The sequence below is a fragment of the Sphingomonas yunnanensis genome, from assembly GCF_019898765.1.
Taxonomy (GTDB): Bacteria; Pseudomonadota; Alphaproteobacteria; order Sphingomonadales; family Sphingomonadaceae; genus Sphingomonas; species Sphingomonas yunnanensis.
In genome coordinates this window covers 843,981-859,826 of record NZ_JAIOKB010000001.1, presented here as the reverse complement: position 1 = coordinate 859,826, position 15,846 = coordinate 843,981, and the positions used below count along the sequence as shown (strand labels likewise).

Genomic DNA, 15,846 nt, shown 5'->3' with positions numbered 1-15,846 from the left:
AGGTCAAGAGAAAGAGAGTGACGACGGCGAGCGTGAACCCGCGTACCGAGAGCGCGCGACCATGACGACGAAGACGTGATCGAGGGGATGATCCCGGCGGCGTGGCGGAGCCCGGTAGCGGCGGCGGCGCGTTGGCGCGCGAGGTCGGCAGCGAGGCCGATCTCGGCCAGGTCGACGATCCCGACGGCAGCGTGCGACCGACCAAGCAGGACGAGATCGACGCGACCGTGGCCTATCGCAGCGATCACTGTGGTCGGCGAGCGAACTCAACCGGCTAATCGCGATCCGCTCATAACCGTTGACCTGCGTCGTTCCACCGCCGATGCAGCGGCATGCCCGCCGACGACCTCCCCACCCGCAACATCGCGCTGTTGATCGACGCCGACAACGCATCGTGGAACGCGCTCGACGCGGTGCTCACCGCGCTCGCCGAGTTCGGCAGCGTCAACGTCCGCCGTGTCTACGGCAACTGGGTCAAGGAGGCGCTCAAGGGCTGGCGCGACATGACCGTCAAGCACGGCATCGAGCCGCAGCAGCAGTTCGACCTCACGCGCGGCAAGAACGCCACCGACATGAAGATGACGATCGACGCGATGGACCTGCTCCACCGCGGCCGGGTCGACGCCTTCGGGATCATGTCGTCGGACAGTGACTTCATGCCGCTCGCCACGCGCATCCGGCAGGACGGGCTCGACGTCTACGGCTTCGGCAACGCCAACACGCCGGAGGGCTTTCGCAACGCGTGCACGCGCTTCATCGACGTCAACGCGCTGGTCGAGACGACCAAGCCCAAGCGCGCACGTCGGGTCGAGGTGCCGTTCGATCAGTCGGTGCCGCCCGCGATCGGCACGACCGTCGCCGCTCCCGCGCGCGCCGCGGGGACGGTCGATGATCCCGAGTTGCTTCACCTGCTCCACGACGCCTACGACTCGCTTAAGCCCGATAGGGACGGCTTCGTCGGCCTCTCCGCGCTCGGGCAGCGTGCCGCCAACCGCTCGAGCTTCGACGTGCGCAACTATGGCTACAAGCGGCTCTCGGACCTGGTCGACGCGATCCCGTCGATCGACGTCGATCGGCGCGAGAACCACGTCTACGTACGCTGGAAGGACTGAAGTTTTGACCCGACGCCTCGCTCCCCTGACCGCGCTCGCGCTGATCGCGGCGCCCGCGCTCGCGCAGGGGGTGCCCCACGCCGACCCGAAGCGGCTGTCCGACGACGTCCGCACGCTCGCCGCGCCCGACTTCGGCGGCCGCGCACCGGGGACGCCGGGCGAGAAGCGAACGCTCGACTGGCTGGTGGCACGCTTCAAGGCGCTGGGGCTCGCGCCGGCGGGGCCCGACGGCCAGTATCTCCAGCAGGTGCCGCTGATCCACACGCGCGTCGCGCCCGAGGCCACGATGCGCGTCGGCGACGTGACCCTCACGCAGGGCAAGGAGGTGGCGGTGACCAGCGTGCGGCCGGCGGCGGCGATCGCGATCACCGACTCGCCGCTGGTCTTCGTCGGCTATGGCGTGCGCGCGCCCGAGGCGCAGTGGGACGACTTCAAGGGCATGGACCTGCGCGGCAAGACCCTGGTCTTCCTCGTCAACGATCCCGACTTCGAGGCGCAGGCGGGCGACGACGCCAAGGGCCGCTTCGGCGACCGTCGGATGACCTATTACGGGCGCTGGACCTATAAGTTCGAGGAGGCCGCACGGCAGGGCGCCGCCGCCGCGCTGATCATCCATGACACGGCTGGGGCGGGCTACCCCTGGTCGACCGTCAACGCCTCGAACGGCGAGAATTACGACATCGTCCGAGGGGCGGACGACCCGCGCGTGCCGCTCCAGGGCTGGATCGAGCATGACGCCGCCGAGCGGCTGTTTGCCGCCGCCGGTCTCGACCTGGCCGCGCTGCGGGTGAAGGCGCGCTCGGCGTCGTTCCGCCCGGTCGCGATGGGCAAGAGCTTCTCCGTCGCCGCGACGGTGAAGGTGGAGCGCATCACCAGCGCCAACGTGCTCGCCAAGATCCCCGGCCGCACCCGCCCCGATGAGTCGGTGATGGTCGCGGCGCACTGGGACGCTTATGGCGACGGTCCGCCCGACGCGAGCGGGCGCACGCTGCGGCCGGGCGCCAACGACGACGCGCTCGGCACCGCGGGCGTGGTCGAGCTGGCCCGGCTGTTCAAGGCGGGGCCGACGCCCGAGCGCTCGCTCGTCTTCGCGTTATGGACCGGCGAGGAGCGCGGGCTGCTCGGGTCCGAATATTACGCGACGCACCCGACCATGCCGCTCGCCACCACCGCGGCGAACCTGACGCTCGACATCCTCCAGACCGCGGGACCGGCCAAGGACGTCGTGCTGGTCGGCCCCGGCCAATCGACGCTCGACCCGCTGCTCGCCGCGGCGGCGCGCGCGCAGGGGCGGACGATCACGCCCGAGACGTTCAGCGAGCGCGGCCTGTTCTACCGCGCCGACCATTTCTCGACGGTGCGGCGCGGCGTGCCCGCGCTGCTGCTGATGGCGCTCGGCGGGGCGCCCGACCTGGCGCAGGGCGGCCGAGTCGCGGGGCAGAAATGGCTCGACGATTACATGGCCTGCTACCACAAGACCTGCGACAGCTGGGACGCGGGCTGGGACCTGCGCGGCGCGGCGAGGGACGTCGACCTCTTCCACGATGTCGGGGCGCGGCTGGGCCGGTCCAGCGTCTGGCCGAGCTGGACCAGGGGCAGCGAGTTCGCCGCCACCCGTGACCGGAGCGCCGCCGAGCGGAAGTGAGCGGCACGCGCGATCGGACCCGCCGGCGGCGGGCCGGTGGCGCGGTCAGCCGCCGCGCCCGCGTCCCAGGTACCAGCTGAGATTGTTGGGCCCGCGGCTGCGCGCACGGGGCGGGTTCATCAGGTCGTACACCACGGCATTCTCGAGCACGCGCTGCACGTAGTTGCGCGTCTCGGAATAAGGAATGGCCTCGACCCAGTCGACCATGTCGACCGCGCCGGTGCGCGGGTCACCGTTGGCGCGGACCCATTTGTTCACGTTGCCCGGCCCGGCGTTATACGCCGCGATCGCCAGCGGATAGCTCCCGTACAGCCCGAAGATGCGCTGGAAATAGCTCGAGCCGAGCTGGATGTTGTAGCCCGTGTCGTCGACCAGCCGCCCGGCGTCATAGGACAGGCCGAGCTTACCCGCCTGCTCGCGCGCGGTGGCGGGCATCAGCTGCATCAGCCCGGCGGCGCCGACCGGGCTGCGCGCGGTGCGGTCGAACTGACTCTCCTGCCGCGCCACCGCGTGGATCATCGTCCACTGGTCCTCATAGCCGCCCGGCACCGCGACGGTGGGGAAGCCGTTCGCGCTATACTCGGTCAACCCGTTCTGCATCGCGCTGCGTCCCACCAGCACGCCGAGGTCAGGGCGGCGCAGCTGGCGCGACAGCTCGTCGGCGAGATAATGGTCGGTGTCGCCCTTCGCCACCGCCGCGATCTGCTTCACGAAGGCGGTCTGGTCCTGATACTGGCCGGTCTGGCCGAGGAACTGCGCGGCGCGGACGATCTCGCGCGCGTAGAAGGCCTGGCGCGCGGCGGGATCGATCGCTGGCGTGGGCGGCGCGGGCGGGGCGGTCAGACGACGCCCGAGGTGCTCGATCGCGAGCTGGCCGTAATATTGGTCGCGATAGCCAGCGGCGCGCTCGAACAGCGGCCCGGTGTCGGGCTGCTGCGCCTTCTCGGCGGCGCGCGCCGCCCAGTAGAAGCCCTTGGCGCGTGTCTGCGGCGCCTGGCTGGCACGGCCGTAACGCTCGAACATCGCACGAGCGTCGGCCGGGCGGTTGAGCCGGGTCGCGGCCTGGCCGGCGAGCCATGCCAGCGAGGTGTAATCGTCGCGCTCGCCATAGCCCTTGGTCGAGACATCGGTGCCCGGCGGATAGGCGTCGTCGATCTGGCGCGCGATGTCATAGGCGGTCTGCCACTGCCCGTCGGCCGCGGCGGCGCGCGCGTTGACCAGCAGCACCTCGTAGAATTTCTCGACATTGCCCGGCAGCGCCATGCCGCTGCGGGCCCGCGCCAGCCACGAGCGCGCGCTGGGCGAGGCGCCCGCGTTGCGCAGCCAGGTCGCTTTGTCCGCGATATAGCCCGGGTCGCGCGCGCCGATCGCGTCGTCGCTCGCCGCCAACGACGAGGCCTCGGGCGAGTCGCTGCGCAGCGCGAGCCGCGCGGTGAACAGCGGCCGCGCCGACGCGCTGGTGTAGGGCAGCACGCGCGCCGCCGCCGAGATATTTCCTTGCCACAGCAGAGCGTCCAGGCGGCGGTCGTGGTCGGCCGGCGTGAGCGCCGAGCCGAACTGGCCCAGCACCGCCGTCTCGTCCTGTGCCGAGAGCGACCCGAGCCGCCAAGCGGTGCGCGCCGCCTCCTGCGCCTGGGCGCTGGCGCCGGTGGCCATATAGGCGCGCGCGCAGGCCACCCAGCCGCCCGCGGTCAGCGGCGCCCAGCGGCGGCAGTAGGCCGCGACGCTGCCTGGCGCGACGTTCGGATCGGACGCCTTGCGCTCCACCGTGCGGCGCATCGCCGCCTCGCCGGGCCAGCCCGGGTGCGCGGTGAGGAAGCTGACATAGCTGTCGAACGGCAGCGCGTCGGTCTGCTGGAGGACCTTCCACTGTGCCAGCGGCTGCGCCATGCCGGGCATTGGCGCCGCCGGGGTAGGAACCGGGGCTGAGGCGCCCTGCGGCGCCGAGACGCTACCATATTGACCCGCCGCGAGGATCGCGGCGCCTGCTGCTGCTACGACGAAGATCAACGAACCTGCCTTCACTCTCTGACCGACGCGACCGGTGGACAGACTAGCGACCCTAGCCGTATCTGCGCTGAACGGCGCCCCCAATTCGGTCGCAGGAGCAAATTCACCTCATGTTCTCAGGTTCCATCCCCGCCCTGGTGACCCCGTTCGACCCGGCGGGCGGCTTCGACGAACGTGCCTATCGCGAGCTGATCGAGTGGCAGGTCGCCGAGGGCTCGTCCGCGCTCGTCCCCTGCGGCACCACCGGCGAGGCGGCGACGCTGACGCAGCAGGAGCAGTTCGCGATCGTACGCATCTGCGTCGACCAGGCGCGCGGGCGCGTCCCGGTGATCGCGGGCGCGGGCTCGAACGACACCCGGGTCGCCGCCGCCAACCTGCGCGCCGCCAGGGAGGCCGGCGCCGACGCGGCGCTGATGGTCCCTCCATATTACAACAGGCCCTCGCAGGAGGGCATCTTCCGCCATTTCGAGGCACTGGCGCAGGACACGCCGCTGCCGATCGTGCTGTACAACGTGCCCGCGCGCACCGTGACCGACATCCTGCCCGACACGCTGGTGCGGATCGTCACCGCCTTCCCGCGGGTGTTCGTCGCGGTGAAGGACGCCTCGGGCGTGCTCCAGCGCGTGTCGCAGCATCGCGCCGCGCTCGGGGCCGACTTCTGCCAGCTCTCGGGCAACGACGATCTCGCACTCGGCTATAATGCGACGGGTGGGGTGGGGTGTATCTCCGTCACCGCCAATGTCGCGCCGCGGCTCAGCGCCGATTTCCAAAGGGCCTGCGCCGCGCGCGACGCTGCGCGGGCGCTGGCGCTGCACGACCGGCTGTTCCCGCTCCACGTCGCTCTGTTCAGCGACGCGTCGCCGGGACCGGTGAAGTACGCGATGACTCGGGTACGGCCGGATTTCCCCGCCGGGCTGCGGCTGCCGATGACCTGGCCGAGCGAGGCGAGCCGGCAGGCGGTCGACGCCGCGCTGGCGCACGCCGCGCTATAACGCAGCGTGAAACGAGAGGAGCGGCGATGCTGGCATGGTGGCTCCTCCAGGTTGCAGTGGCGGGGCCGCTGTTGGCGCCGCCACCGCGCGCCGCGGCGCCGCGCTGCGCCGAGAACGCCCCCGGCGGCGAGGTGGTGGTCTGCGGACGCGGGCCGGAGCAGGCGGTTCCGCCTGCGCGCGCTCTCTGGGCGGTATGACGCGGACGCCGCCGCTCTGCCGAAAGCGGAGACGAGGGTGCTCGGCGGCCGCGCCAAGCTCGCCGCCGAGGCCGAGCAGGCGGGGGTCGGCGGCTTTGTCAGCAACCGCGGCATGGTGCGGCTCAAGATACCGCTGGGGCGGTGAGGCACGCCGCGGCGGGGGGCGGCGGCGCGCCGTGTATGATCCTCGCACGTCCCCCTTTGCCCTAGCGCGCGGCTGCGCCTACATCGCGCGCATGTCGCGTCCCAAGCCCGCCACCTTCGACAAGAAGAAGATCGTCGCCGAGAACCGCCGTGCGCGCTTCGATTACGCCATCGACACCACCTATGAGGCGGGGATCGTGCTCAGCGGCACCGAGGTGAAGAGCCTGCGCTTCGGCGAGGGATCGATCGCGGAGAGCTACGCCGAGGTGAAGGGCGACGAGGTCTGGCTGGTCAACTCGAACATCCCCGAGTTCAGTCACGGCAACCGTTTCAACCACGAGCCCAAGCGCCCGCGCAAGCTGCTGCTCCACGAGCGCGAGATCAACAAGCTGCACGGCGCCGTCGCGCGCGAGGGCATGACGCTCGTGCCGCTCACCGTCTATTTCAACGGCCAGGGCCGCGCCAAGGTCGAGCTCGCGCTCGCCAAGGGCCGCAAGGCGCACGACAAGCGTGAGCATATCAAAGAGCGCGAGTGGAAGCGCGAGGCCGGACGCGTGCTGCGCGAGCACAGCTGAATGTCGGCACGGCCGATCACCGCCTGGGACCGGATCGCGGCGTGGAGCCGCCGCAACCTGCCGACGCGCGAGTCGATGGAGCGCAGCCGGCTGCTCCGCCCCGTCGCGCACCGCGTGCTCGCGCCCGAGCTGTGGCGCTTCACGCGCCGCTCGGTGCCGCGCGGGGTGGCGCTGGGCATGGTCGCGGGGATCCTCTTCCCGGTGGCGCAGATCGCGATCGCCGCGCTGATCGCGCTGCCGTTCCGCGCCAACGTCCCCGTGGCGGCGCTGGTGACCTTCATCACCAATCCCTTCACCACGCCCTTCATCCTCTTCGCCGCCTATCAGATCGGCGCCTGGCTGCTGCGCTCCAACGCGCCCGCCGTGGCCCAGCCCGTGGCGGAGGCAGCGACGGGCTGGCTGCAATGGCTGTGGGACGCGGGGCCGCCGCTCGTGCTCGGGCTGCTGGTGCTGACCGCGCTCGCCGCGGTGCTCGGTTATGCGCTGGCAGCGCTCGGCTGGCGGCTGTGGATCGCGCGCAAGTGGCGGCATCGGCACGAGCATCGCCGATTTGGCGGCTGCCACTGAGCCCGTCGCGACGCTGGCGCCGCGTGCCGCGCGTAGTTAAGAGAACCCGCATCGCCGGGTGACAGACGAGAGGTGCCAAGTACATGCGTTTGATCCCGCGCGATCGACCCGTCGTGACGGCTGACGGACGACCGACCCGCCTCGTTCGCCTGGCGCGTGCCATGACGCCGCGGGAAGATGCGATGGGTGTGCTTCTCGGGCGAGAGCTCGCTGCGACGTCGGTAGCGATCGGGTGAGCGCGGCGCGATGATCCCGCTCGCCTCGCTCGACTCCCGCGGTTGGTGGCGCGGCCAGCGCGGCGCGCTCGTCATCGCGCTGTTCGCCGGCGCGCTCGCCGCGGTGTTGGTGCTGTGGCTGATCGGCGACATGGCGGTGGCGTGCGGCTTCGTGGCGACCGCCCTCGTCCTCGCCGGTGTCGCCGTGGCGGCGATGCGCCTGCGCGCATCCGAGGTGGCGGGGCCGACGGTCGAGCATGACTGGGAACTCGTTCGCTCGCTCGCCGAGTCGAGCGACGACGCGGTCGCGATCACCGATCGCGGTGGCAAATTGGTCTGCGCCAACGATCGCTACGAGCAGCTCTTCGGCGGTTTCCCGACGCCGCCCGCGCTGCCGCTGGTCGGCGACGGCGCCAGCCAGCTGGCGGTGGCCGGCCGCGCGGCGTGGCGCGACGGCGCCGCGCGCGCCTCGCTCCGCGGCGCGGCGGGGGCGATCGACGCGGTGATCGCGCGCACCGGTCAGCAGCAGGACTTCCTGATCTGGCGCTTCCTCGGTGCGGCGGCGCCGACCGGGCAGGTGGCGCGGCTGCTCGAGTCGATCGACGGTGGGCTCGGGCATCAGCTGGGCGCCGCAGGGGTGATGGCGGCGCTGATCACCGCCAACGGCCATGTCCTCTCCGCCAACGCGGTGCTGCGCACCCGCGCCACCGGCTCGCCCGACGGCACGATCGTCGACGAGGATCTGGCGCGCTTCCTGAGCGAGGACCCGGGCGGCACCGTCCGCTTCCTCGCCGAGGGCGTGAGCGCGACGTCGATGCGGCTGCTTCAGATCCCGCTCGGCGACGACAGCGACGCGCCGATCCTGGTCGCGCTGGTCGACGCGGACAGCGGCATCGCGGGCAGCGGCGCGGCGGAGGACCTCGAGGGCCTGCTGATGCTGATGCCGTTCGGCGTCGCGCTGGTCGATCGCGAGGGCCGGTTCACGCAGATGAACCGTGCCTTCGCGCGAGCCGCCAGCGTCGAGCCGGGCGCGACCCCGACCTACCCGGGCGATCTGGTCGTTCGCGAGGACAAGGCCGCGGTGGCGGACGCGATCCGGCGCGCCAGTGGCGGCGGCCGCCCGATGGATCTCGCGGTGCGTTTGAAGGACCATCCCGACGAGCCCGTGGCGCTCTCGATCGCCGCCGCGCGCGGGCTGGGCGACGCCGCGGTGCTGCTCAGCCTCAAGGACAATGGCGAGGAGAACCGCCTCAAGCGCGAGGTGGCGCAGGCGACCAAGATGCAGGCGGTGGGCCAGCTTGCCGGCGGCGTCGCGCACGACTTCAACAATATTCTCACCGCGATCATCGGCCACTGCGACCTCATGCTGATGCGCCATTCGCCCGGCGACAGCGACTATGACGACATTCAGCAGATCCGCGCCAACTCGAACCGCGCCGCCAGCCTGACGCGCCAGCTGCTCGCCTTCTCGCGCCAGCAGACGCTGCGCCCGCAGGTGCTGCAGCTGCCCGACGTCGTCTCGGAAGTGTCCAACCTGCTGCGCCGATTGATGGGCGAGACCGTGACGCTCGAGGTCAAGCACGGCCGCGATCTCGGCCCGGTGCGCGCCGACCCCGGTCAGCTCGAGCAGGTCGTCGTCAACCTCGCGGTCAACGCGCGCGACGCGATGCTGAGCAAAGGGTCGGGCGGCAAGCTGACGATCCAGACGCGCTCGGTGCCGATCGCCGAGATCCGCCGACGCGGCAGCGATATCGTGCCGATCGGCGACTATACCGCGCTGGACGTGTCCGACACCGGCACCGGCATCCCGCCCGAGGTGCTGCCCAAGATCTTCGAACCCTTCTTCACCACCAAGGACGTTGGCAAGGGCACTGGGCTGGGGCTCTCGACCGTCTACGGCATCGTCAAACAGTCGGGCGGGTTCATCTTCGCCGATTCCAAGCCGGGGCAGGGCGCCACCTTCACCATCTACCTGCCGGTCTACGCTGCCGCTGGGGCAGAGACGTCACCCGCTGCGGCTAGGCCGGCGCCGCGCCAGCGCACCGGCGACCTGTGGGGTAGCGGCACGATCCTGCTGGTCGAGGACGAGGACATGGTCCGCGCGGTGGCCGAGCGCGCGCTGGCGCGCCAGGGCTACACCGTCCTCGCCGCCGAGAACGGCGAGGCGGCGCTGGAGCTGATGCAGGGGGTCGATCGGCCGACGCTGGTGATCTCGGACGTGATGATGCCGGTGATGGACGGACCGACGCTGGCGCGCGAGCTGCGCCGGGCGCACCCGAACATTCCGATCCTGTTCATGTCGGGCTATGCCGAGGAGCAGCTGCGCCGCTCGATCGACCTCGACAATGTCGCATTCCTGCCCAAGCCCTTCTCTGTCCAGCAGCTCGCCGAGGCGACTCGCGACGCGCTGGTGGCGCAGGAGGCCCGCGGCGGATCATAACGGGTCCAACCATCTGTTGCGCCCGCGCGCGAGCACGCTATGGCTCGCGGCATGACGATGCGCGTGCTCCTGGTCGAAGACGAACCCCTCATCGCGATGATGCTCGAGGATTTCCTCGACGCGCTCGACAAGAGCCACGCCGGCACCGCCGACAGCGTGGAGGCCGCGCTGCCGCTGGTGGAGGCGGGCGGCTTCGACGCCGCGATCCTCGACGTCAACCTGCGCGGCGGTGAGAAGAGCTTCGTCATCGCCGACGCGTTGGCGGCGCGGGACATCCCGTTCGTCTTCGCCACCGGTGGCGGGGGCGACGAGATCGCACCCGAGCATCGCGCGCGCCCGCGCCTCGCCAAGCCGTTCACGATGGACAATGTCGAGAAGGCGCTCGCTGAGCTGGGGTGAGGGGTAGGAGGGGCACAAGCGGGGCGCGAGAGTTCATGCCTCTCTAACTTGCTCCCGTCGCTGCAACTTCACTCCCGTCCCCCCCGCGAAGGCGGGGATCCATAAGCGCTGACGTACCGGCTCAAGCGAGGACCTGCACGTCGGGATCCCCGCCTGCGCGGGGATGACGAGAGGAGGGGCATGCTCCGCGCGGTAAGACGGCAAAGAGGCAACCTCGGTAACCTCGCCAGCCACAACATACTTGCGTCAACGGCCTGTCCCGCGACATAGGCGTGCGCAGCATGACCCAGATCTTCGACAAATCCCGTCTGCCGAGCCGCCATGTGTCGGTCGGCCCCGAGCGCGCGCCGCATCGCAGCTATTACTATGCCATGGGCCTCGGCGAGGAGGAGATCGCGCGACCGTTCGTCGCGCTCGCCTCGGCGGGCAACGACAGCGCGCCCTGCAACACCACGCTCGACGCCCAGGCCGACGCGGCGCGGCGCGGCGTCGAGCAGAGCGGCGGCATGCCCCGTCGCTTCAATACGATCACCGTCACCGATGGCATCGCGATGGGGCACCAGGGGATGAAGGCCTCGCTGGTCAGCCGCGAGGTCATCGCCGACTCGGTCGAGCTGAGCGTCCGCGGTCACTGCTACGACGCGCTGGTCGGCTTCGCCGGCTGCGACAAGTCGCTGCCCGGCATGATGATGGCGATGCTGCGGCTCAACATCCCGTCGATCTTCGTCTATGGCGGGTCGATCCTGCCCGGCCGTTTCCACGACCGCGACGTCACGGTGGTCGACGTGTTCGAGGTGGTCGGCAAGTACGCCGCGGGCGCGTGCCCGCTGTCGGAGGTGCACGAGCTCGAGAAGGTCGCCTGCCCAGGGCACGGCGCGTGCGGGGGCCAGTTCACCGCCAACACCATGGCCTGTGTCGGCGAAGCGATCGGGCTCAGCCTGCCCAACAGCAACATGGTGCCCGCTCCCTACACCACGCGCGAGCAGATCGCGGTCGCCGCGGGCGCGCAGGTGATGGAGCTGGTGGCGCGCCAGCTGCGCCCGCGCGACATCTGCACGCGCGCCGCCTTCGTCAACGCCGCGCGGGTCGTCGCGGCGACCGGCGGCTCGACCAACGCCGCGCTCCATCTTCCCGCCATGGCGAACGAGGCGGGCATCGACTTCGACCTGTTCGACGTCGCCGAGGCGTTCAAGACGACGCCGTACATCGCCGACCTCAAGCCGGGCGGCAAATATGTCGCCAAGGACATGTACGAGGCCGGCGGCGTCTACATGCTGATGAAGACGATGCTGGCGGGCGGGCTGCTCGACGGCGACTGTCTCACGGTGACCGGCCGCACCCTGGGCGAGAACATCGACCAGGTGACGTGGAACCCCGAGCAGAAGGTGATCTACGACGTCCGCACCCCGATCACCCCGACCGGCGGCGTCGTCGGCCTGCGCGGCTCGCTCGCGCCCGACGGCGCGATCGTCAAGGTCGCAGGGATGCACCGTCTCCATTTCGAGGGGCCGGCGCGCTGCTTCGACTGCGAGGAGGATGCCTTCGCCGCGGTCGAGGCTCGCCGGATCGAAGAGGGCGAGGTCATCGTGATCCGCTACGAGGGCCCCAAGGGCGGCCCCGGCATGCGCGAGATGCTCTCGACGACCGCGGCGCTCTACGGTCTCGGCATGGGCGAGAAGGTCGCGCTGATCACCGACGGGCGGTTCTCGGGCGGCACGCGGGGCTTCTGCATCGGCCATGTCGGGCCCGAGGCCGCGGACGGCGGTCCGATCGCGCTGGTCGAGGACGGTGACTCGATCCGCATCGACGCCGAGGCGGGGACGATCGACCTGCTCGTCGACGACGCGGTGCTGGCGGAGCGTCGTGCGCGCTGGCAGGGGCGTGAGAACGCTTATGGGGCGGGTGCGCTGTGGCGCTACGCGCGGAACGTCGGTCCGGCATATCGGGGCGCCGTGACGCACCCCGGCGCCACGGCGGAGCGCCACGTATTCGCCGATATCTGAACGGGTTTCAGAGGGATGTTCTCTCCGGATCGATGCAGGCGCGAGGGAGCCGATCGGGCCGGGACCGGTGATCGCGCAGCACCAGCCGGTCCAGCGTAGGCGGGGCGGACGGCCGGACGGTCAGCGGAAGCGACACCACCCCGCTCGGGGCGTCCGCTCCCGAGAGGCGACCCGCCGCACACCCGCTTGCGACCACGCCCCCGTTCGATCTATGTTCCGGTGATGACCGATCTTCTTCCCGTCGTCCTGACCGCGCTCGCGCTCGGCGCGCTCGCCGGCTGGCTGCTGACCCGCGCTTCGGCCGAGCGGATGCGCGTCGAGCGCGACTCGCAGGCCGAGTTGTTCCGCCGCGCCATCGCCGATCTCGCGGCCGCGGAGGAGCGCGCACGCGCCGCCGAGCCGCTCCGCGCGGAGCTCACCCAGGCGCGCGACGAGCGTGAGGCGGCGCGGCTGGAGGTGGCGCGGCTCACCGCCGAGGGGCGCGCCGCCGAGCAGCGCATCGCCGATCTCAGGATCGCCGCCGACGAGCTCAGCGCGCGCTTCCGCGACGCCGCGCAGACCGCGCTGACCGACGCGCAAAAGGCCTTCCTCGAGCGCGCCGAGGCGCGGCTGCGCCAGTCCGAGGAGCAGGCGGGGCAGGGACTCAGGGCGCTGCTGCAGCCGGTCAACGACCGGCTCCAGCGCTACGAGGAGGGCGTCGCCAAGATCGAGGCCGAGCGGCGCGACGCCTTCGGCCAGCTCCACGGCCAGATCGAGGCGATGCGCGCCGGGCAGGAGCGCGTCTCGGGCGAGGCGGCCAAGCTGGTCAACGCTTTGCGCAACGCGCCCAAGGCGCGCGGGCGCTGGGGCGAGCAGCAGCTGCGCAACGTGCTAGAATCGTGCGGGCTGGCCGAGCATACCGACTTCCAGATGGAAGTCAGCGTCACGGGCGAGGACGGCGCGCGGCTGCGGCCTGACGCGATCGTCCGCGTTCCCGGCGGGAAGTCGCTGATCGTGGACGCCAAGGTCTCGCTCAACGCCTATCAGGACGCGTTCGGCGCGGTGGACGAGGCGGAGCGCCAGCTCGGGCTCGCCGCGCACGCCCAGTCGATGCGCGCGCATGTCAGCGCGCTCGGCGCCAAGGCCTATTGGACCCAGTTCGCCGACGCGCCCGAATATGTCGTGATGTTCGTGCCGGGCGAGCATTTTCTCTCCGCCGCGCTGGAGCATGATCCGACGCTGTGGGACTTCGCCTTCGACCGTCGCGTGCTGCTGGCGACGCCGACCAACCTCATCGCGATCGCGCGCACCGTCTCGGCGGTATGGCGGCAGGAGAAACTGGCGCGCGAGGCGCAGGAGATCGGCGCGCTCGGCAAGGAGCTCTACGCGCGCCTGGCGACCATGGGGACTCATGTGGCGCGGCTCGGCAAGAACCTTGACACCGCGATGGGGGCTTATAACAGCTTCGTGGGGAGCCTGGAGAGCCAGGTGCTGACCAGCGCCCGGCGCTTCGAGGCGCTCAACATCGACACGGGCAACAAGACGATCGATCCGCTGCCGGTCGGCGAGCAGGCGGCGCGACCGCTGACCAAGCTGGCGACGGGCGAGCCCGCGGCGCTGGTGAACGAGGCGTTCGAGGACGCGGCGGAATAGCGGCGCCGATGGAGCGTGAGACACCGTGCGCGCCCGCGCTGCTGCCGCCCGCGCTCGCCGAGGCGCTCGCGGGCTATCGCTGGGCGCGCGACACCGTCGGCGAATCGGGCGGGGCGGTCTACCATCTCCGCGGCGCGGCAGGCGCGCCGGACCTGTACCTCAAGCACGGCCGCGGCTCGGTCGCGGAGGATATCACCGACGAGATGACGCGGCTGGTATGGCTGGCGCCGCGCGTCGCGGTGCCGGCGCTGACCCACTTCACCCGCGACACCGACGCGGCCTGGCTCGTCACGCGCGCGCTCGACGGCGAGACCGCGTATCAGCTGCTGGAAACGGAGCCGGAACAGCGCGTCGCCGTGGTCGACGCACTCGCCAATTTCCTCCGTCGGCTACACGCGCTGCCGCCGGCGGATTGTCCCTTTACCGCCGACCATCGCCACCGACTGCGTCGCGCGCGCGCGCGGATCGACGCCGGACTGGTCGAAGGAGACGAGTTCGACGACGCGCGTCGCGGATGGAGCGCCGAGCAGGTCTGGGCGGCGCTGACGGCGTTGACCCCCTTCACCGCCGAGTCGGTGGTGACCCACGGCGATTATTCGCTCGACAACCTCCTGCTGCGCGACGGATCGGTACTGGGCTGCATCGACGTCGGCCGCGCCGGCATCGCCGACCGCTACCAGGACATCGCCATCCTCTGGAACTGCCTCGGTGAGTTCGGCGGCGCGCTGCAGGAACGCTTCCTCGATCGCTATGGCGCACGCCCGCTGGACCGGCGCCGTCTCGACTTCCACCTGATGTTGGACGAATTGTTCTGACGGGGACGCGAAGGCCCGCGACTGGTTGCGCCGAGCCTGTCCTACGGGCACGATCGACGGCTAGCGTGAGGACATGAGCTCGCTCGCGTGCGACCGCCACTTCTCAGGTCCGCCGCTGTCCGCCCCAGGCGGCCCAGCGCTCGCGCCGGGCACGTCCCCCTCCGGCATGCTCTCGACCGCAGCTGCCGCTCTCCGCGCCGCCGACTCAACATTCACCCCCGTCACGGATCGCGCCAGTGACTCAACATTCGCAACGTTCGCGCGCTTGGCCACGCCGTCTCCGTCACTTGCGATGCTGCGCCAGCACCTCATAGGCCATCACCGCGGTCGCCACCGCGGCGTTGAGGCTGTCCGCCTTGCCGAGCATCGGCAGCTTGACCAGGAGATCGCACTCGGCCTCATAGGCCTCAGGCAAACCCTGCGCCTCGTTGCCGGTGAGCAGGAAGGTCGGCGCCGCGTAGGTGGCGTCACGATAGCCGTGCGTGGTCTGCAGGCTCAGCCCGACGAGCTGCCCCGCGCCGCGGCGCAGCCACGCCAGGAACTCGCCCCAGGGCGCGCGCGCGATCGGTACGGTGAACAGCGCCCCCATGCTGGCGCGCACGGCCTCGGTGGAGAAGGGGTCGACGCACTCGTCGATCAGGATCAGACCGCCCGCACCCACCGCGTCGCCCGTGCGCAGGATCGTGCCGAGGTTGCCCGGATCGCGCAGCCGCTCCGCCACCAGCCAGACCGGCGCGGCGTGGCGGTCGAGCGCGGCGAGCGCGGTCTCGAACGTCTCGAACACGCCGACCACCGCCTGCGGATTGTCCTTGCCCGACAGCTTGGAGAGGATGTCGGGGATGGTCTCGATCGCCTCGCCGCCGCGCGCCTCGACCGCCTCGACCAGCGCGAGTACCAGCGGATGGCGCGCACTCGCGGCGGCGTAGAACAGGTACACCGGCACGCGCCCGGTCTCGCGCGCCTCGGTGAGGATGCGCAGCCCCTCGGCGAGGAACAGCCCTTCCTCGCGGCGGTGGCGCTTGTCGCGGAGCCCTTGCACGCGCTTGACGAGCGGGTTGGAATAAGCGGTGACCGTGCGGGGCATGAGCGGATGGCGGCGC

Annotated in this window: 13 protein-coding genes; 11 read left to right on the top strand and 2 right to left on the bottom strand. The window is 71.0% G+C overall.

The genetic code is table 11. The features are described 5' to 3' along the window. The first annotated feature begins 101 nt into the window (after window positions 1-101). From K7957_RS04115 to K7957_RS04105, 3 genes are read left to right on the top strand one after another with little or no spacing between them, the layout of a single operon-like run. On the top strand, window positions 102-278 hold the full coding sequence (locus K7957_RS04115) for a hypothetical protein (RefSeq protein WP_246616636.1): 177 nt from the start codon (window positions 102-104) through the stop codon (window positions 276-278). Window positions 279-332: 54 nt separating this feature from the next. Beyond that, window positions 333-1,112 (top strand): NYN domain-containing protein, encoded by a 780-nt coding sequence (locus K7957_RS04110; protein WP_223010670.1) that lies wholly within the window; start codon window positions 333-335, stop codon window positions 1,110-1,112. 4 nt (window positions 1,113-1,116) lie between these two features. Continuing rightward, entirely contained in the window at window positions 1,117-2,757 is a 1,641-nt protein-coding gene (locus K7957_RS04105; protein ID WP_246616635.1) for a M28 family peptidase, read from the top strand. A 45-nt stretch (window positions 2,758-2,802) separates the two neighbouring features. Here K7957_RS04105 and K7957_RS04100 read toward each other — a convergent pair whose 3' ends face one another. Beyond that, window positions 2,803-4,656, bottom strand: a complete 1,854-nt coding sequence (locus tag K7957_RS04100) for a lytic transglycosylase domain-containing protein (protein ID WP_223011114.1) — start codon at window positions 4,654-4,656, stop codon at window positions 2,803-2,805. A gap of 221 nt (window positions 4,657-4,877) precedes the next feature. Here K7957_RS04100 and dapA point away from each other — a divergent pair, with 221 nt between their 5' ends. The 8 genes from dapA (at window position 4,878) to K7957_RS04060 (ending at window position 14,746) form a co-directional block, all read left to right on the top strand. Next, window positions 4,878-5,759: a 4-hydroxy-tetrahydrodipicolinate synthase gene (gene dapA / locus K7957_RS04095; protein ID WP_223010668.1), complete on the top strand. Its 882-nt coding sequence runs from the start codon at window positions 4,878-4,880 to the stop codon at window positions 5,757-5,759. Window positions 5,760-6,192: 433 nt separating this feature from the next. After that, window positions 6,193-6,675 carry an SsrA-binding protein SmpB gene (gene smpB, locus K7957_RS04090; RefSeq protein WP_223010667.1) on the top strand — a complete coding sequence of 161 codons (483 nt, stop codon included), beginning with the start codon at window positions 6,193-6,195 and terminating at the stop codon, window positions 6,673-6,675. Next, window positions 6,676-7,242 (top strand): DUF2062 domain-containing protein, encoded by a 567-nt coding sequence (locus K7957_RS04085; RefSeq protein WP_223010666.1) that lies wholly within the window; start codon window positions 6,676-6,678, stop codon window positions 7,240-7,242. Window positions 7,243-7,488: 246 nt separating this feature from the next. Then, window positions 7,489-9,897, top strand: coding sequence for an ATP-binding protein (locus K7957_RS04080; RefSeq protein ID WP_223010665.1), 2,409 nt, complete (start codon window positions 7,489-7,491; stop codon window positions 9,895-9,897). A 51-nt stretch (window positions 9,898-9,948) separates the two neighbouring features. After that, a complete protein-coding gene (locus K7957_RS04075; RefSeq protein WP_223010664.1) occupies window positions 9,949-10,296 on the top strand; it encodes a response regulator in 348 nt (115 codons plus the stop codon). Between the two features lie 281 nt (window positions 10,297-10,577). Beyond that, entirely contained in the window at window positions 10,578-12,299 is a 1,722-nt protein-coding gene (gene ilvD / locus K7957_RS04070; protein WP_223010663.1) for a dihydroxy-acid dehydratase, read from the top strand. 222 nt (window positions 12,300-12,521) lie between these two features. Next, window positions 12,522-13,931 carry a DNA recombination protein RmuC gene (locus K7957_RS04065; RefSeq protein WP_223010662.1) on the top strand — a complete coding sequence of 470 codons (1,410 nt, stop codon included), beginning with the start codon at window positions 12,522-12,524 and terminating at the stop codon, window positions 13,929-13,931. A gap of 8 nt (window positions 13,932-13,939) precedes the next feature. Next, entirely contained in the window at window positions 13,940-14,746 is an 807-nt protein-coding gene (locus K7957_RS04060) for an APH(3')-I family aminoglycoside O-phosphotransferase (protein WP_223010661.1), read from the top strand. Window positions 14,747-15,029: 283 nt separating this feature from the next. Here the strand turns inward: K7957_RS04060 and K7957_RS04055 are convergent, their stop codons facing one another. Continuing rightward, complete coding sequence (locus K7957_RS04055; protein WP_223010660.1) at window positions 15,030-15,830, bottom strand: TrmH family RNA methyltransferase; 801 nt, start codon at window positions 15,828-15,830, stop codon at window positions 15,030-15,032. Window positions 15,831-15,846 lie beyond the last annotated feature (16 nt).